This is a genomic window from Pseudomonas khavaziana (assembly GCF_019145205.1).
Taxonomy (GTDB): domain Bacteria; phylum Pseudomonadota; class Gammaproteobacteria; order Pseudomonadales; family Pseudomonadaceae; genus Aquipseudomonas; species Aquipseudomonas khavaziana.
Genome location: NZ_JAHSTT010000003.1, coordinates 1 through 17,215, shown reverse-complemented (window position 1 = coordinate 17,215; position 17,215 = coordinate 1). Strand labels below are relative to the sequence as shown.

The window sequence follows — 17,215 nt, the reverse complement described above, 5'->3', positions numbered from 1 at the left end:
ATAAGCCTGTTCAGAAGAGTCTAGCGGCAGCCTTCAGGTTGCGGCGCCAGTGCGTTGCATAGCACGAACAAGCGCGCCCGCGCTCCGCCACCGTCCTGGCGACTGAGTTCGCGCCAGCCTGCGGGCAGCGGGGCAAAGTCGTCCGGTGTTTCGTTGCTGCTGATCAACCATACCCGACGTGTGCTGGCGGGCAGTGCTGACAAGTGGTCGAGATAGATGCGCCCACCATCCTGGTCCACCAGGGTGCCGAAGCCATAGGCATTCGGCCGGGTCGGCGTGCCGTCGGGTTTGGGCGGGGTGTAGAGCTGCAGCTGTGCGTCGGTCTGGTCGTAGTACACGTAGCTGAGGTACCACATCATGTCGCTGAGGACGATGCGGTCGTCTTCCTGGTAATTGCGATTGACGAACTCCACCGGCACGTTGAATTGGTCGTGTTCATCCACCTCGAAGGTGTTTTTCAGGCCCAGCAGTTCCATGCCCACAAACAGCACCCACAGCGCTGCGCCCAGCCATGACAAGCGTGACGGCAAGCGGTCGATGGCAAGCGCCAGGACGATCGGCAAACCCAGGGCATACACCGTGAGGTAGCGCTCGATAAAGACCGGCGAGATAAACGACACGCCATACACCAACAGCAACGGCAACAAGAAAAACAACGCCGGCAAACGAGCTCCCGGGTGGCGCCAGGCCGTCATCCACACCACCGCAATCAGCAGCAGCGGAAATATCCAGAACAGCGGCGTCCACAAATCATCGCCTTCATCCTGCAACACGAACTGCCAGATCATCGAGGGCACAGACAGCAGGTTGACCGGCTCTTCCCAGCCGATGTCGCCGCCCACCTTGAGCTGGTCGACATGCTGCACCAGGTCCAACAGGTTCGGTAGCCAAGGCAGGTACAACAGCACAATCATGGTGTTGGCCAGCCACCATGCAGGGCGCGTGATCAAGCGTTGGCCCGGCGCCGGCAACCCCAGGTAGGCCCAATGCACCAGTACGCACAACGCGGTGAAATAATGGGTATAGAAACCCGCGCTCATCAACAGCACATACGCCGCTAGATAGCGCGTGCGTTCGGGTTGGCGCATCCAGTACACCAGCGCCAGCGTCGCGCCTAGCAGCCACATGCCCAGCAGCGAATACATGCGTACTTCCTGGCTGTAGCGCACCGCCGTGGGCAGCAGTGCCAGCAGGATCCCCGCCAATACTGCCGCGCGTCGGGTGGACAGTTGCCGCGTCAGCCAAATGCCCAAGCCAACCACGGCCACACCTGGCAACGCACTCATGCTACGAATCGAGCCGATGCTGTCGCCAAACAGCTCGATCCAGCCGCGCAGCAGGAAGAAATACAGCGGCGGATGCACATCATGGGCCGCATGAAACCACAGGTCGGCTACGGCGTATTCGCTAAGCAACAGGCTTGACCCTTCGTCGCCCCAGATCGCCGCCGACGTTAGATGGTAAAACCGCAGCGCCATGGCCAACGCCAGGATCGGTACCCACCACAGACGGCTAAGCCAAGCGGCACCCTCCCAGGTCAGGCGATGGGAGGCAGGCAGCACCCCGGCTTTTTCGCTTTGCTCTACCACAGACCGACGCACTTGAATTCCCCTGCTTGCCTAAGCGCAAACACCGCCACTCTAGGACAAAAGCCCCGGCTTCGCTGCTGGAATCGGACAAATCAGCATTTTGTGTAGGCCTTCACCGAAGCGCGCGTCAGGATCAGGCTATTATTGGCTTCCTCCAAGGACCAAGGATCAAGGACACGTCATGCGCATCGGTTTTATGTCACCTCTGGCACTGGCCCTGCTGGCCGGTATTTCTCTCCAGGCCCAGGCCAGTTCCGACGACTCGTGCTACCCCGACTGGCGTGTCTCGCGTGACAGCCTCGAACCTTGCAGCAACCAGCCCTTTCTCAGCCCGGGCAACGACAGCCGGGTCAACCTGCGCCTGCTGCTGGCCGACAAAAAAGCCGCGCCGCTGACCCCCAATGCCTTGGGTGAAGATGACCTGGCCCAGGGTTTCGGCCCGGTGCCCTTCCCGGTGTATCGCCTTGTACCCCCACCAGCCACCGGTGATGAGCCTGACAACCAGCCAGATGATTCACGCACGGCCGAACTCGACGCCCTGCTGCAACCGCTGGGCATCAAGCGTGAGGAATACAAAACCGCCGGCGAAGCCTTCCTCAACGGCGAAGGCAGCCGCTGCCGCAGCAACAGCGATAACAGCGCCACCGCGTTTATCAGCCAGGTGATCAAGGCCGATATGCCGCCCGCCGAACGCGACTTGCTGGTGAAAGCGCGCTTACAGTTGTTGACCACCTGTGACTTCACCGGCCAAGTGGTGGACGCGCAGTTGACGCCCTCGACCAACGCCCAGCTGTTTCGCACCTACCTGCAGGCCGCCGCCGATTTCTACGGCGGTCGCTTCGTTTACGCCGAGCGCGGTTTCGCCGCCGCCGCGACCAGCGAGGTGCATTGGCTGAAAGAGACCGCGCTCTACATGACCGCACGGACCTCGTTGAACAGGGCCCAGGCCGAAGCCTTCGATGAATACGGCATGCCGCAACGCGAGCATGTGGATAAAGCCGCCTTGAGCGACGCCGAAGAAGGTTTTCTCAGTTACCTGAAATATTTTCCGCAGGGTGATTACGTTGCGTCCGCCCGTGGCCTGCTGCGCCGCGTGCATTGGCTGGCGAACGACGACGCCAAGCTTGCAGAAGACTTTACCTGGCAATTTACCGAGGCAACCAACGCCCAGCGCAATGTGAGCATCGACGAGTTGGTCGAAGAAGCTGACCTCAAGTTGCTGATGGTCGGCAACAAGTCGGCAAATAGCCCGATGCTGCAGGTGGTCAGCGACCTGATGGCGATGCGTGCTCATACGCCGCCGCTCCTGAGCCGAGAAGACCTCGACAACCAAAAGAGCACCTTCGCCAACGAGCCGGCCTTGTTCGACTATCTGCAAGCGGCGTATGCCCTGTACGTCGAGCATCAGCCCGACAACGCCTTGAAGCACCTGCCCGACAGCGTGCCGTCGAGCCTCGACTATTTCGCCTTCAGCCAGCAGACCCTGCGCGCCCTGGCCCTGGAAGCCAAGCAAGACTGGCAAGGCGCCGAAGCCCTGTGGCTGCAATTGCTGCCCCTGGCCAAGCAGCCGTTGCAACGCGACCAACTGGAGCTGGCCCTGGCGATGAACTATGAGCGCAGCGGCCAACTGGCCAAGGTGTTCGCCGCCGACTCGCCGATCAGCGCCAAGCAAGTGCGCTACATCCTGCTGCGCAACGTCGCCGGCCCCGAGCTGCTGCGCCAGCAGATCGCCAAGGCCAGCGACCCGACCGAGCGTCAGAGTGCGCAATTCGTGCTGCTCTACAAAGACCTGCTGCACGGCCAGTACGCCACCTTTGCCGATGACCTCAAGCAAGCCTCGCTCGCTGACGACAAGCTCGGCACCAGCCTGGGCTACACCTACACCAGCGGTCAGAGCTTGAAGCTGTTCCAGTGGAACGGTGACAAAGCCGAATCAGGCTACGCCTGCCCAAGCATCGCGCAAACCGCCGCGACCTTGCAGGATGAGGCCAAAAACCCGCACGCCTTGAACTGCTTCGGTGAGTTCATCCTGCGCAACGGCCTGGACGGCATGCCCCTGGAACAACCTCGCGCCGCCGGCAGCCTGGGCAGCACCGCCTCACAGTTCAAGGGTGAGACCTTCTCGCGCCTGGACGGCTACAAACAGGTGATCGCCAATGCCAAGGCGCCGAAAACCGACAAGGCCTATGCGCTGTTCCGCGCCATCAATTGCTATGCGCCGGCAGGCTACAACAGCTGCGGTGGCGAAGACGTCGCGCCCGCGGTACGCAAAGCCTGGTTCCGCCAGCTCAAGACCGGTTTTGCCGATACCCAGTGGGGCAAATCGCTGCAGTACTACTGGTGAAGTCGCTGTGGCTGGGTTTGCTGTTGCTGGCAGGCCCGGCTTTCGGTGCGGTCGACGCCCGCGACTACGACGCCTTCTGGCTGTGGAGCGGCGTCACACCCCAGCCGGTGATCAAGCAGGCCCGGACACTGTACATCCTCCAGGGCCAGATCAACTCCACTCGCCGCGCGCCCCAACGCGGCGTGCAACTGATCGCCCAGGGCATCAGCGTACCGCGCATTACCCAAGGCGAAATCTGGGTGGTCTACCGCGCCCACACCCTGCACTGGCCGGAACAGGTCTACACCCAACTGCTCGGCCAGGTGCAACGCTGGCGTGACGCGGGTAACCCTGTGGTTGGCATCCAGATCGACTTCGACGCCCGCACCCAATACCTGCACGAATACGCCGACTTCCTGCGCGACCTGCGCCGACGCTTGCCTGCCGACCTGCGCTTGAGCATCACCGGCCTGATGGACTGGAGCAGCAACGCCGACCCGGCCGCCATCGCCCAGCTCAAGGGTGTGGTGGATGAAGTGGTGGTGCAGACGTATCAGGGGCGGCACAGCATCCCCGACTATGCCGCGTATTTGCCGCGGATGAATCGGCTGGGGATGCCGTTCAAGGTCGGCTTGATTCAGGGAGGCGAGTGGCAAGCGCCGGGGTATTTACAGGGAAGTAAGTGGTTTCGAGGGTATGTGGTGTTCTTGCAAAACCCGTGAAGGCTGAATATCAACTGTAGGAGCGAGCTTGCTCTCGAAAGACGTGAACGATAATGCAGCGCTATCAGATAGCCCGCGCCGCCGATACGTTCTTCGCGAGCAAGCTCGCTCCTACAGTGGGTGAGGCTCGCAAGTTCATCGCCAGTTTCACGCCGGCGAGGCGCTCAGGTCGTTGCTCAAGGTCGCTTTTATCACTGCTCCACAACGACCGCCCCCAGGCCGAGCGCGGAGCTGATCGCAATCACCCAGAAAGACACGCCGATGCAGATCCAAATACCGTTGGCCCACGTTAGGCGGTGGTTGGCTTGGCCTGTCAAATCATTTTCCAAGTGGTTCACCGCGTGCTGAATCTGCACGCTCATCGCGACCTGCGCGATTGCAAAGCACAGGCCCACCTTCAATGCGGTAAGCGACGAGACGAACCACACATAGGTAAAAGGCAGGAAAGCGCAGATTATCCAGCCAAGCACAAAGCAGCGAGGCCACCACCGATAAGCCGGGTCTTTCAGATCAAGCGCCTGCTTGATTTTCATCACCAGCGCATAAAGAAAAAAGATCGAAAAAAAGGCTCGAACAATCGGCAGTACACGGGCCCCCGTTGCGGCGCGATAAGCACTCCAATGTTTGTATAACCAGTAAAACGTATAGAAGCCTTGGGACAGCAGCACCATCAATACCAACTTGCGCGGTGCGACGATAAAAAAGGTCGTTGCGCCAGTTGACGGCGTTTTGAGATCAGCTTGGGGTGCTGCATAGGGGTTTTCAGATATGAACATAAGAACGACTCTTGAGGGCAGTCCCGCAGATTAATGCTCATGTTCCTGGCTATTGCACCCATCTCGAAAACAGGAACGTTCCTACGCTCGACTTCACACAATCGTTACTGAGCGACTTGCAACGGGTACACCGACTCCCACCCTCCTCCCAGCGCTTTGTACAGCCCGACCATGGCCAGTGACACGCCGGTGGAGCTCTCCACCCACTGCTCCTGCGTCGCCAACAATGCGCTTTGCACGGTGAGTACGTTGACGAAATCCACCACGCCTTCAACATACTGGTGCTGCGCGGTGGTGAGGGCGATCTGGTTCTGGCGCACGGCTTCGGCGAGGCTGTCGCGGCGTAGTTGGCTGGCGTTGTAGCGGGTCAGTTGGTCGTCGATTTCATGCCAGGCGCGCAGCACGGTTTGCTGGTAGGCAAGGGCCGCTTCCTGTTGCTGGGCTTCGCGCAAATCCACCATGCCTTGCAGGCGCCCGCCGTTGAACAGCGGCAGGCTCAATTGCGGGCCAAAGGCAAAGGCGCGGGAGCCCCAGGAGCCGAAATCCGACAGTTGCATGGCTTGGGAGCCGAGGCTGCCGGACAGGGTGATGCGCGGGTAGAAGTCGCCCTTGGCCACGCCGATGCTGGCAGTGGCGGCGTGCAAGCGCGCTTCTGCCTGGCGGATGTCGGGACGGCGTTCGGCCAGCTCCGAGGGCAGGCCAATGGCGACCTGGCGTTGGGTTTGCGGCACAGGGGCGTCCTTGGACAGCTGTGCGTGCAGGGCCTGGGGCGGCTCGCCCATCAGCAGGCTCAGGGCGTTGATCAGTTGGTCCTGGCGCTGTTGCAAGTCCGGCAGGCGCGCTTCAATCGCCGCGACCTGGGCGGCGGCTTCGGCCACGTCCAGGTCGGTCGCTACGCCATCAGCCAGGCGCAATTGCGAGAGCTTGAGGCTGTGACGGGCCACGTCGAGGTTTTGCTCGGTAACGGCACGGGTGTTCTGCACGCCGCGCAGTTGGATGTAATCCTGGACGGTCTCGGCCAGGACCGACAACAACACGGCGCGGCGGTCGTTTTCGGCGACCTCAAGGGTGGCGTCGGCAGCCTCCGTTTCGCGCTTTACGCGGCCCCAGAAGTCCAGCTCCCAGGCGGCCGAGAAGCCCATGTCCCATTGGTTGAAGGCCGCACGGCCGTTCTCGCCGGAGGGGTCGTTCAAGCCTTTGCCGCTGTTGCGCTTGCGCTGGTAACCGCCACCGGCATCGACGTTGGGATAGCGTTCGGCTGTGGTCACCTGGCGCACGGCTCGACTTTGTTGCAGGCGGCTGCTGGCCAGTTTCAGGTCGAGGTTATCGCTGAGGGCGCGGCGCGTGAGGGCAGAGAGCTGCTCGTCGTGGAATACGTCCCACCAGCGCTCCTGCAAGGGGTCGCTGACGGCGCGGCTTGCGGCTTGGCGACCCTGGGGCTCGCTCCACTGGCTGACCTGTGGACCTTGAGGCCGTTGGAAATCCGGGCCGACGGTGCAGGCGCTCAGGCTGATGAGGCTCAAGGTGAGCCAGGCGACGTGTTTCATTGCTGGGCCACCTCACGCTGTTGCGCGGCCGGCCGGGTATCGACGCTGGCTTCCACCGACATGCCTACGCGCAAACGCTCGGTCAGTGGCTGGTTCGGCTCAAGCACAATCTTCACCGGAATACGCTGTACCACCTTGGTGAAGTTGCCGGTGGCGTTGTCCGGCTTGACCGAGGCAAAGGTCACCCCCGTGGCCGGCGCCAGGCTTTCCAGATGGCCTTTGAGCAGCTCGCCGTCGAGGCTGTCGACGCTGACCTGCACGGCTTGGCCGGCGTGCATATGGGACAGTTGGGTCTCCTGGAAATTGGCCACCACATAGGCTTGGGCCAGGGGCACGACCGCGAGGATTTTGCTGCCCGGCGTCACATAGGCGCCGACTCGCACCGCGCGCTCGCCGACCATGCCATCCACCGGCGCGACAATGCGCGTGTAAGACAGCTGATAACTGGCCATTTCCAACGCCGCCTGGGCGCGCTTGAGGCCACCTTCGGCCGCATCACGCTGGGCGGTAAGGATTTCTATCTGCTTGCGCTCGGCCGCCAGTACCGCGGTGGATTTGGCCAGCCGGGCGGTGGCCTGGTCGATGCGGGTCTTGGCTTGCTGGGCGTTCTGCACCGTGCCCGCGCCGACGCCGGCGAGGTGGTTGTAGCGATTCAGTTCATGTTCGGCGAAGGCCACTTCGGCGCGATCAGCGGCCACGGTAGCCTGAGCCTGGGCGATCACCGAGCTTTGACGCTCCAGGGTCGCGGTGGCGTTTTTCAGTTGGGCCTGGGCCACCAGGGTATCGGCGTCGGCAGCCTGGGCGGCGGCGCGAAAGTCGCGGTCATCGATCAGCGCCAGCAGCTGGCCGGCCTTGACGCGCTGATTGTCTTCCACCAGTACCTCTTTGATAAAGCCGGCCACCCGCGGCGCAACCAGGGTGAAATCAGCGGCGACGAACGCGTCGTTGGTAGTCTGGCGCTTGCTGCCCAGCACACCCGGCGCGACCAGGTAAACCAGTACGCCGACGGCAAATACAGCAATAACGGCGACGGCAATTTTGTCTTTGCGTTTCATGGAAAGTCCTTGTGGTCAGGTCGGAGCGCGAGGCGGATAGATCCGCGTGGGCATCCAGAAAATCAGCAGGATCAACGCCACCGCGACACCGGCCATGACGACGTAAAGATCCGACGAGGTCAGCACCACGGTCTGCTCGTGCAAGCGGTGAGCGAGGCCCTGCGCTTCCGTGTCGGCCAGGGGCGAGTTGCCGAGGCGGTCCACCAACATGGTTGAATGGAAATGCCCGCGCTGGGTGGTCAATGTATCCAGCACCGCGGTGGCGATCACAGCGGCCAGGCCCTTGACGGTATTGAACCAGGCCGAGGCGAACGGCCCTTCGATGGGCTGGATGCTGCCGGTGGACAGCATCAGCAGCGGCAACACGGCCATCGGCTGGCCGAAAATCTGCAGCAGATACCAGCCATAAAAATCATCGCGGATCCACGCCGAGGTCAGGTGTGAACTGCCGATGCAGCACAGCACCAACATGCCCAGGCCGATCCCCAGCACCCAGCGGCAATCGACCCAGCGCAGGTTGCACAGCGCCGCCACCAGCGGCAACGCGATCAACTGCGGCAGCGCCATCAGCAGCATCACCGGCGCGGTTTGCAACGGCCGGTAGCCCTGGACCTGGGCGAGAAAACTCGACGGAATGATGATCACCGAAGTCAGCACCATCAACACGCCGGCCAGCACGATCAGGGCAAAGGCCAGGTTGCGCAGGCCGAGCATCTGCAACTTGAAGAAGGGTATTGGCTGCGACCATTCGTTGAGCAGGAACAACACCAGCAACACGGTGCCGCCACTCAGCAGAAAGGTGATCAGGCCCGACTCGAACCAATCCAGGCGATTGCCTTGCAACAAACCGATCACCAGCATGCAGATCGCTGGGAACCCCAGCAGCAGGCCGCGCCAGTTGAATTGTTTGAAGCGCTCCAGGCGCAGCGGGTCTTGCGGCAAGCCATAAGCGACAGCCGCCATCGACAGCAGGCACGGCGCAACGATCTGCCAGAACGCCCATTGCCAGCCGACGTATTCGGTCCACAACGCCGCCAGGGGCGTACCCAGGCTCGGGCCGAAGGTGGCGGTCAGGGCATAGCCGGCCAGGCCATAGAGCTTGACGTTGGCCGGCAGGAAACGCAGCGCCACGGTCATCAGCATCGGCGGCAGCGCACCACCGGCCAAACCTTGCACGGTGCGTAGCAGCAGCAGGCTTTCGTAGTTCGGCGCGAACGGGCACAGGATCCCAAGCACGGTGAACAATCCAATGGCGCACAGCGTGAAACGGCGCAGGGAAAACGTCACCGAACACCAAGGTGCAAAGGCCATGGCCGCCACGGACGTCGCCGTGTAGGCCGCGACCAGCCAGGTGCCTTCGTCAAAACCGATATACAGCGCACCGCGGATATCGGCGAGGGCGACCTTGGTGACCATCTCGTTGAGACCGGACACCAGCACCGCCAGCAGCACGCCGACCAGGCCGATGATGATGCGTGGGCCGAACATGGGCGGGCTTGGAGCGACAGGTTGGGCTGCGGCCTGGAAAGCGGGGGCAGCGAGGGATGTCATGAACAGGTAACTCGGAATGATAAATACCTGAGCAGTTTAATCAGGCTATACCCTGCAAAAAAGTTACTTATCGGAAGCTTATAAGTGCGCCAGGCGCAATCAATGGGTGGGAGGGGGCTTGCTCCCGATAGCGTATGACAGCCACCTGATGTGAAGCTGATACACCGCTATCGGGAGCAAGCCCCCTCCCACATTTGATTGTGCATGGGTTGAGGTTTTTAGGTGGGTTGGGCTTCGAGCCAGGTGGCGTGGCAACTCTCGCGCATGGTCTCGCGCAGCCACTTGTGCGCCGGGTCTTTGTCGAAGCGTGGGTGCCAGGACTGGGCCAATACGAGTGTCGGCAAGGAGATCGGCAACGGGAATGCGCGCAGTGGCAGGTTCAGGCGTTTGGCGCTCAGCAGCGCTTCCTTGGGCACCGGCATGATCAGGTCGGATTCCGGCAACATGAACATTGCCCCGTGGAAGCCCGGCGCGATCATCGCCACGCGCCGCTCCAGGCCCTGCTCATTCAGCGCGGTGTCGATCGGCCCACGGGCAATGCCACGCCTTGAAATGCTGATGTGGGAATAGCTGGCAAAGCGTGCTGCGGTGATTTCTTCGTCGAACAGCGGGTGGTCTTGCCGCGCCAGGCCGACAAAGGTGGTGGAGAACAGGTTTTGCACCTTTACTTCCGGGCTGGCCGGCATGGTGTTGCTCACCCGCAGGTCCAGGCGCCCTTCGCGCAGGGCTTCGTCATCGGTGTCGCCTTCGGGCACGAAACGCAGCTCGCACAGAGGCGCCATGCGCTCCATGGTGTCGAACAGCCGGCCGCCATACACGCCGATGAAGAAGTCATTGGCGCGCACACTGAAACGACGGCGCAAGGTGCTCAAGTCCACTTGGTCCGCCGAGCGAAACAGCAACGCCGCCTGCTCCACCACATTGCGCACCTGGCCTTGCAGCTCCAGGGCCTTGGGGGTCGGCACCAGGCCACGACCGGCACGCACCAGGATCGGGTCACCCACCGCCTCGCGGATACGCGTAAGGGTTCGGCTCATGGCCGCGGGGCTCAGGTTCATCCGCCGCGCAGCGCCAACCACGCTGCCCTCGTCGAGCAAAGCGTCGAGGGCGACCAGCAGGTTCATATCCGGTAGTTGCATGCCAAGCACTCGTGATCGATTGGGAGTGAACTGGGCGCAATCCTAGCAGGCTTTACCGGTTCAGAAAGGCGCATCCCCCTGGATAGTGGTGCGGTACAACTTGCGGCGCAGGTGGCTCGGGGCAAGCCCCCTCCCACACTTGAATTGTGAACGCGGTCAAATGTGGGAGGGGGCTTGCCCCCGATGAGGTCGGCACAGGCGCTGGAGATTTACCGCTCGTGCAACGCCTCGGCCCGCGCCTTGATGATTGGCTTGAGCAGGTAGCTGAGGATGCTTTTCTTGCCGGTGATGATGTCCACCGAGGCGACCATGCCGGGGATGATCAGCAGCGGCTTCTCATCGGTGCCCAGGTGGCTGCGGTCGGTGCGCAGGGTGATCATGTAATAGGTGGTTTTCTTGTCTTCATCGGTGATGGTGTCGGCACCGATGCGTTCGAGCTTGGCCTTGAGGCCACCGTAAATGGTGTAGTCATAGGCAGTGAACTTGACCACCGCTTCCTGCCCCGGGTGCAGGAAGGCGATGTCTTGCGGACGGATCTTGGCTTCCACCAGCAAGGTGTCGTTCAACGGCACGATTTCGACCATGTCGCTGCCTGGCTGGATGACGCCACCGACGGTGTTGACCAGCAACTGCTTGACGATCCCACGTACCGGCGAGGTAACCAGGGTGCGACTGACGCGGTCTTCGAGGGCGCGGCCGGTGGATTCGGCCTTGTTGAGCTCGGTACGGGCTTCGTTGAGCTGGGTCAGGGCTTCACTGCGGAATTTGCCACGGGTTTCGTCGATCTTGCGCTGCACTTCCTTGATCGCCGACTCGGCGCGAGGGATCGCCAGGGTGGTGGCGTCCAACTGGCCGCGGGTTTCCATTTCGGCGCGCTTGAGGCGCAGCACTTCCACCGGCGACACCGCGCCCTGGGCCACCAGCGGCTCGGACATGTTGATTTCCTGGCGTTGCAGGGACAACTGGCTGCGGTACTGGCCCTGCTTGGAGGTGAACTCGCGCAGCTCTTGCTGGCGCTGTACCAGTTGCTCCTGCAAGCCGCCGACTTCGTCTTTCAATTGCTGGCGCCGGCTTTCATACAGGGAGCGCTCGTTGGCGGCCTGGCTCGGCGCGGCCTTGAGCACGTCGTCGGGGATGTTCAGCGGGCGATCGTCCACCTGTGCACTGAGGCGCTCCACGCGCAGTTGCATGGCCAGGCGCAGGGCTTCGGTTTCCCCGGCATTGGAGACAAACCGTGTGTCGTCGAGGCGGATCAATGGCGCACCGGCTTCGACGATCTGGCCTTCCTTGACGTACAGCTCGGCGACGATACCGCCTTCCAGGTTCTGGATTTTCTGCAACTTGGACGACGGAATCGCCTTGCCGTCGCCACGGGTCACCTCGTCGATCTGGGAAAACCCTGCCCACACCACCAAGAACACGAAGAACCCGATGATTGCCCAGATGGTCAGGCGGATGACCCGCGGCGCATCTTCGATCAGGGCTTTGTTGACCTCGGGCAAGGGCTGGCCCTGCAGCGAGTCGGAACCTTTGAAATAGCGCCCGACCGCACTCTTGATGGAGTTAAGCAACACTGATCTGCCCCTTCTTCAACGCTTCCATGACCACGGCTTTCGGGCCGTCCGCGAGAATCTGTCCACGGTCGACTACCAGCAGGCGGTCCACGAGGGAGAGCAGTGAGGCGCGGTGCGTGACCAGAACCACGGTCTTGTTTTGCACCACGGCTTGCAGGCGTTGCTTCAAGCGTTCTTCACCGGTGTTGTCCATGGCGCTGGTGGGTTCATCCAGCAGCAGCATGGGCGGGTTGAGCAGCAGCGCACGGGCCAGGGCGACGTTCTGGCGCTGGCCGCCGGACAGGTTCTGCCCACGCTCGCCGACTTGCAGCTCGTAGCCTTGGGGGTGCAGGCGGGCAAATTCGTGCACGCCGGCCAGTTCGGCGGCTTGCAGGACCATTTCGTCCTCGACGTAGCGCGCCCCGGATACCAGGTTGTCGCGCAAGGTGCCGGCGAGCAATTGGATGTCCTGTGCGACGTAGCCAATATTGTGGCGCAGCTCGCTGACGTCGATCTGGCGTACGTCCACGCCATCCACCAGCAACGCGCCGGAATCGGGCTGGTACAAGCCGACGATCAATTTGGCCAGGGAGCTTTTGCCCGAGCCGCTGCGACCAATGATGCCGATTTTCTCCCCGGGTTTGATCACCAGGTTGATGTTTTTCAGCGCAGGGTTCTGTTGGTTCGGGTAGGTGAAATTCAGGCCCCGGCACTCGATGGCGCCTTGCAGGGTGCGGCGGCTCATGGGGCGCTCGTCGAAATTGCGCTCCTGGGGCAGCTCCATCATCTGGTCTACCGAGGTCATGGTGACCTTGGCTTGCTGGTAGCGCGTCAGCAGGCCAGACAGTGAGGCCAACGGGCTCAATGCGCGGCCACTGAGCATGTAGCAGGCAATCAGGCCGCCCATGCTGAGGTTGCCGTCGATGATCTGGTACACGCCGAACACGATCATGATCACGCCGGCCAACTGCTGGATCAGCAGAGTCATGTTCATCGACAGGCCCGACAGCAACTTCACCCGCAGCTCAAGCCGGCTCAGGGTGCCGATGGTCTGTTCCCAGCCGTATTGGCGCTCGCTCTCAGCGTTGTTGACCTTGACCGCGTCGAGCCCGGCGAGGGTTTCGATCAGGCTCGACTGGCGCTCGGCGGCCAGGGCCATGGTGCGTTCCATGGTGGCAACCAAGGGCTTTTGCAGGGCATAGCCGATGCCCAGGGCAAGCGGGAACGCCAGCACCGGCACCCACACCAGGTGCCCGCCGAGGATGGCGATCACCAGGAAGATCAGCAAGGTGAACGGCAGGTCGATCAGGCTGGTGAGGGTCAGCGACGCGAGGAAGTCGCGCAGGCTTTGAAACTCATGGATGTTCTGGGCGAAGCTGCCGACCCGTGCCGGGCGGTACTTCATGGACATGCCGACGATGCGTTCAAACAGCGTGGCCGAGATGATCAGGTCGGTTTTCTTGCCGGCCAGGTCCAGGCACAGGCTGCGCAGGCTCTTGAGGACCAGGTCGAACAGGTACGCGCCGCAGATGCCCACGGCCAGCACCCACAGGGTGGCAGTGGCCTGGTTTGGCACGACGCGGTCGTATACGTTCATCACGAACAACGGCGCGGCCATGGCGATAATGTTGATCAGGAAACTGGCGGCGATGGCATCGGTGTAGAGCCAGCGCGAACGCATGAGGGTGTCACGGAACCACGACCGCGCCCGTGGAATCAGGCTGCCGTGGTTGACGTCGAATTTGTGTTGCGGCTGGGCGAAGAAGACCTTGCCGATGTAATCGTCGGCCAATGCTTCGCGTTTGATCAGCACTTCGCCGCCGTCGCTTTCGCTGAGCAGGATCCGTGCTTCATCCTCGCCTTCCCAGCCGACCAGCACGGTACTGCGACCGTCCTTGAGCAACAGCAGCGCCGGCAATGCAATCGTGGGGATCTGCTCCAGCTTGCGTTGCAGCAGCCGGCCTTGCAGCCCGGCCCGTGCAGCGGCACGCGGCAACAACTCGGCGCTCAAGCGTTGCGAGGGCAGCGGCAGGCCGGTAGTGAGCATGGCCGCGCTGGCCGGCTTCTGATGCAGGGCGCAGAGCGCCAACAGCCCGTCGAGCAACGGGTCGTCATGCAGGGCGCGTGGATCATGACTGAGATGAACTCGACTGCTTTCAGGTTCCACGCGGGCACTCTCGACTAACAGATGGGGCTATTGGGGTGGCTCAATTCATCCCAGGCAGTTGGACTTTAGGTTTCACGTCGTTCTGTACGACGGAAGCCATTGGCGCGACCACTCCCTGGCTCTTGAGCAATTCACCCATGGTCGCCTTGATTCGATACTGAGTAAATAACTGAATGTTCTTGATTTCTTCCAGGCGGCGGGAAGCGGTGAACAATTCATTTTCGCTGTCGAGCAAATCCAGCAGGGTGCGCTGACCGAGGCTGAACTGCTGCTGGTAGGACGTACGTACGCGGGTACTGTGATCCACGTACTGCTGGGCGACCGGCAATTGCGCATTGGCGTTGTTCAGGGCGTTCCAAGCCAAGCCTAGCTCTTCATTGAGTTGGCGCAAGGCGTTGTTGCGGATATCCAGGGCCTGGTTGGCCTGATAGGACTTCGATTGCAGGTCGGCCTTGTTGCTGCCACCGGCAAACAGGTTGAAGCGCATGCGCACCATGGCTTCCCAGCCGTTGCTGTGGTTCGGATCACCGGAGACGTTGTTGTCGGCGTTGGTGCCAAGCTCAGCGTCAAAGCGCGGGTAGAAGCTGGATTTGGCGGCTTCGTACTGTTTCTCGGCGGCGGAGATATCTGACTCGGCCGAACGCAGGACCGGGCTGTTGTCGAGCATCTGGCGACGAGCTTCATTCAGGTCCGCCGGCAGCATGGCCAAGAAGGGCGCCGGGCGCTCGAGCTGGTCGGGCATCTGGCCGACGGCGCTGAGGTAGTTGGTTTGCGCGTCTGCCAGGTTGGTCTGCTCGGTGATCAGGTTGTTGCGCGCCTGGGCCAGGCGCGCTTCGGCCTGGTCCTGGTCGGCACCGTTGCCGACGCCGCGGTCGGTACGCAGCTTGATCTGGTCGTAGATGCGCTCGTGATTGCGCAGGTTGTCTTCGGCCAGGCGCACGAACTCACGGCGGGTCAACACTTCGAGGTAGACCTGGGCGACGGTCAGCGCTGTGCGCTCGGAAGTACCCAGCAAGGAATAGGCACGGGAATTAACGTTGGCTTGTTGACGCCCGACTTCGCTGGAGGTGGCGAAACCGTCAAAAATCATTTGCTGCAGGCGCAGGCTGGATTCACCGCGGTTGAGCGTATCCCAGTGATTGCCGCCAGGATTGTTGGCCCGGGTAGTGGCGTTGTCGGTCCCTTGGCGGCCATAACCGGCGTTCAAATCGACACGCGGCAGGTAGCCGCCTTGTGCGGCGCGCAATTGGTAATCGGCGGCGATACGGCTGTTTACACCCGCCTGGATTTCCGGGTGTACATCCAAGGCCTGTTGCATGGCTTGGGGCAGTGTCTGGGCTTGTACGAAACTGGCGGCGAGAACGAACGGTATTGCCTTGAACAGGTGCAGACGCATTAAAAAATTCCCCAGGACTTCTTGTCTCAAATCACAGCGATGAGTACCGCTGCGTCGGATAATGGCTACCGTAATGACCGTACGTCGGAAAGTTCAAAAAGCGGAACTGCTTCACACATGTAGGACGGTTCGCCGCTTAAATATCAATGTGACATTACGGAAGCGATTGTTTAGGATGGCGGCCATAAGGTCAATACTTTGGCACAAACTAGATCGCTAAAAAATCTAGCCAAATATTTGACGTCAATACATATATAGACTACGCCCTCCCAATTGGCAGTGCTAATAGCGCGCTGCGAAATGGAATTTGTCGAAACGGATCGCCGGAGAAAATTTTAATGAGCAGTGTTGTTGCCATCGTCAAAAGCATTGTTGGTCAAGTTTTCGTTATTTCTCCGGAAGGAACACGTCGCGTCCTTATTGAGGGTGATCGCCTGTTCGCGGGCGACCAGGTCGACACCGGTATGTCGGGCGCAGTGAGCCTGGAACTGGCCGACGGGCGCATCCTGGACCTGGGCCGGGACACGCAGTGGAGCGCCGATATGCCGGACTCCACCGCCGATCTGGCTGCTGCCGCTGAGCAGGCCGCGCCATCGGTTGCCGAGCTGCAACAAGCCATCGCCGCCGGTGCCGACCCGACCACCGAGCTGGAAGCCACGGCCGCAGGTGCAGCGGCTGCCGGTAATGGCGCCGCAGGGGGTGGCCACAGCTTCGTGGTACTGGACGCCACCGCCGGCCGTGTCGACCCGACCATCGGTTTCCCAACCGGCCCTCTCGGCCAGGGCACCTCGACGCTCAACGCGTTGGCCGGCGCACCCGGCACTGCTGATTCCGGCTTGGCGCTGCAGCCCGCGACCCTGTCCCTGGGCGCAACCCCCACCATCACCGAGGCCGGTGGTGTGCTGACCTATACCGCTACCGTTACGCGGCCCTCCACCAGCGACCTGACCGTGACTTTGTCCAATGGCGCGGTGATTACCATCCCGTCCGGCCAACTGACCGGCACCGTCAATGTGCCCCTGGCCCCTAACGACAGCCCCTACATCGATCCAAGCCAGATCAGCGTCAGCGTTACCGGTACCACCGGCGGCGGCAACCTGGTGTTGACCCTCGACCCTAACCCAGCTGTGACGCAGATCACCGACACCATCGACACCACCACCGTGACGCTGACCGCAGGCGATACGGTGACCGAAGGTGGGCAGATCACCTACACCGCCACCTTGACCAACCCGGCGCAGACGCCTGTGACCGTGACCTTGAGCAATGGCTCGGTGATTACCATCAAGGCGGGCGAGTCAACGGGCACCGTGGTGGTCGACACCCCGGCGAACGACGTCTACAACAACGGTTCGACTGTCAGCACCACCATTACCGGTGCAAGCGGCGGTAATTTC

12 protein-coding genes are annotated in these 17,215 nt (G+C 61.8%); 3 read left to right on the top strand and 9 right to left on the bottom strand.

Annotated elements, in window-relative coordinates:
* Window positions 1-20: 20 nt before the first annotated feature.
* Window positions 21-1,601 (bottom strand): glycosyltransferase family 39 protein, encoded by a 1,581-nt coding sequence (locus tag KVH01_RS07995; RefSeq protein WP_217881010.1) that lies wholly within the window; start codon window positions 1,599-1,601, stop codon window positions 21-23.
* Window positions 1,602-1,770: 169 nt separating this feature from the next.
* On the opposite strand from KVH01_RS07995, the gene KVH01_RS07990 reads away from it, so the two are divergent.
* Window positions 1,771-3,933 (top strand): outer membrane assembly lipoprotein YfiO, encoded by a 2,163-nt coding sequence (locus KVH01_RS07990; protein ID WP_217881008.1) that lies wholly within the window; start codon window positions 1,771-1,773, stop codon window positions 3,931-3,933.
* Window positions 3,930-4,634 (top strand): DUF3142 domain-containing protein, encoded by a 705-nt coding sequence (locus tag KVH01_RS07985; protein WP_217881006.1) that lies wholly within the window; start codon window positions 3,930-3,932, stop codon window positions 4,632-4,634. The genes KVH01_RS07990 and KVH01_RS07985 overlap by 4 nt, the downstream gene beginning before the upstream one ends.
* Window positions 4,635-4,825: 191 nt before the next feature.
* Here KVH01_RS07985 and KVH01_RS07980 read toward each other — a convergent pair whose 3' ends face one another.
* From KVH01_RS07980 to KVH01_RS07945, 8 genes are all read right to left on the bottom strand, one after another.
* Window positions 4,826-5,410, bottom strand: a complete 585-nt coding sequence (locus KVH01_RS07980) for a hypothetical protein (protein WP_217881005.1) — start codon at window positions 5,408-5,410, stop codon at window positions 4,826-4,828.
* Window positions 5,411-5,514: 104 nt separating this feature from the next.
* Window positions 5,515-6,957, bottom strand: a complete 1,443-nt coding sequence (locus KVH01_RS07975) for an efflux transporter outer membrane subunit (RefSeq protein WP_217881003.1) — start codon at window positions 6,955-6,957, stop codon at window positions 5,515-5,517.
* Window positions 6,954-8,012 (bottom strand): HlyD family secretion protein, encoded by a 1,059-nt coding sequence (locus KVH01_RS07970; protein ID WP_217881002.1) that lies wholly within the window; start codon window positions 8,010-8,012, stop codon window positions 6,954-6,956. The genes KVH01_RS07975 and KVH01_RS07970 overlap by 4 nt, the downstream gene beginning before the upstream one ends.
* A gap of 15 nt (window positions 8,013-8,027) precedes the next feature.
* The gene (locus tag KVH01_RS07965; RefSeq protein WP_217881001.1) at window positions 8,028-9,563 is read right to left on the bottom strand and encodes an MFS transporter; all 1,536 of its coding nucleotides are present in this window, start codon (window positions 9,561-9,563) and stop codon (window positions 8,028-8,030) included.
* 218 nt (window positions 9,564-9,781) lie between these two features.
* A complete protein-coding gene (locus KVH01_RS07960; protein WP_217881000.1) occupies window positions 9,782-10,702 on the bottom strand; it encodes a LysR family transcriptional regulator in 921 nt (306 codons plus the stop codon).
* A gap of 209 nt (window positions 10,703-10,911) precedes the next feature.
* On the bottom strand, window positions 10,912-12,276 hold the full coding sequence (locus tag KVH01_RS07955; protein ID WP_043049191.1) for an HlyD family type I secretion periplasmic adaptor subunit: 1,365 nt from the start codon (window positions 12,274-12,276) through the stop codon (window positions 10,912-10,914).
* Entirely contained in the window at window positions 12,266-14,422 is a 2,157-nt protein-coding gene (locus tag KVH01_RS07950) for a type I secretion system permease/ATPase (protein WP_124398885.1), read from the bottom strand. The genes KVH01_RS07955 and KVH01_RS07950 overlap by 11 nt, the downstream gene beginning before the upstream one ends.
* 40 nt (window positions 14,423-14,462) lie before the next feature.
* Entirely contained in the window at window positions 14,463-15,818 is a 1,356-nt protein-coding gene (locus KVH01_RS07945) for a TolC family outer membrane protein (RefSeq protein WP_124375773.1), read from the bottom strand.
* Window positions 15,819-16,156: 338 nt separating this feature from the next.
* Here KVH01_RS07945 and KVH01_RS07940 point away from each other — a divergent pair.
* Window positions 16,157-17,215 (top strand): retention module-containing protein (locus KVH01_RS07940; protein ID WP_217880999.1); only part of this gene is annotated, 1,059 nt, incomplete at its 3' end.

Bases quoted from the DNA above. Each gene is read 5' to 3' on its own strand.
- KVH01_RS07990 (WP_217881008.1), top strand. From the start codon at position 1,771: ATGCGCATCGGTTTTATGTCACCTCTGGCACTGGCCCTGCTGGCCGGT.
- KVH01_RS07980 (WP_217881005.1), bottom strand. From the start codon at position 5,410: ATGTTCATATCTGAAAACCCCTATGCAGCACCCCAAGCTGATCTCAAA.
- KVH01_RS07945 (WP_124375773.1), bottom strand. From the start codon at position 15,818: ATGCGTCTGCACCTGTTCAAGGCAATACCGTTCGTTCTCGCCGCCAGT.
- KVH01_RS07965 (WP_217881001.1), bottom strand. From the start codon at position 9,563: ATGACATCCCTCGCTGCCCCCGCTTTCCAGGCCGCAGCCCAACCTGTC.
- KVH01_RS07970 (WP_217881002.1), bottom strand. From the start codon at position 8,012: ATGAAACGCAAAGACAAAATTGCCGTCGCCGTTATTGCTGTATTTGCC.
- KVH01_RS07975 (WP_217881003.1), bottom strand. From the start codon at position 6,957: ATGAAACACGTCGCCTGGCTCACCTTGAGCCTCATCAGCCTGAGCGCC.
- KVH01_RS07960 (WP_217881000.1), bottom strand. From the start codon at position 10,702: ATGCAACTACCGGATATGAACCTGCTGGTCGCCCTCGACGCTTTGCTC.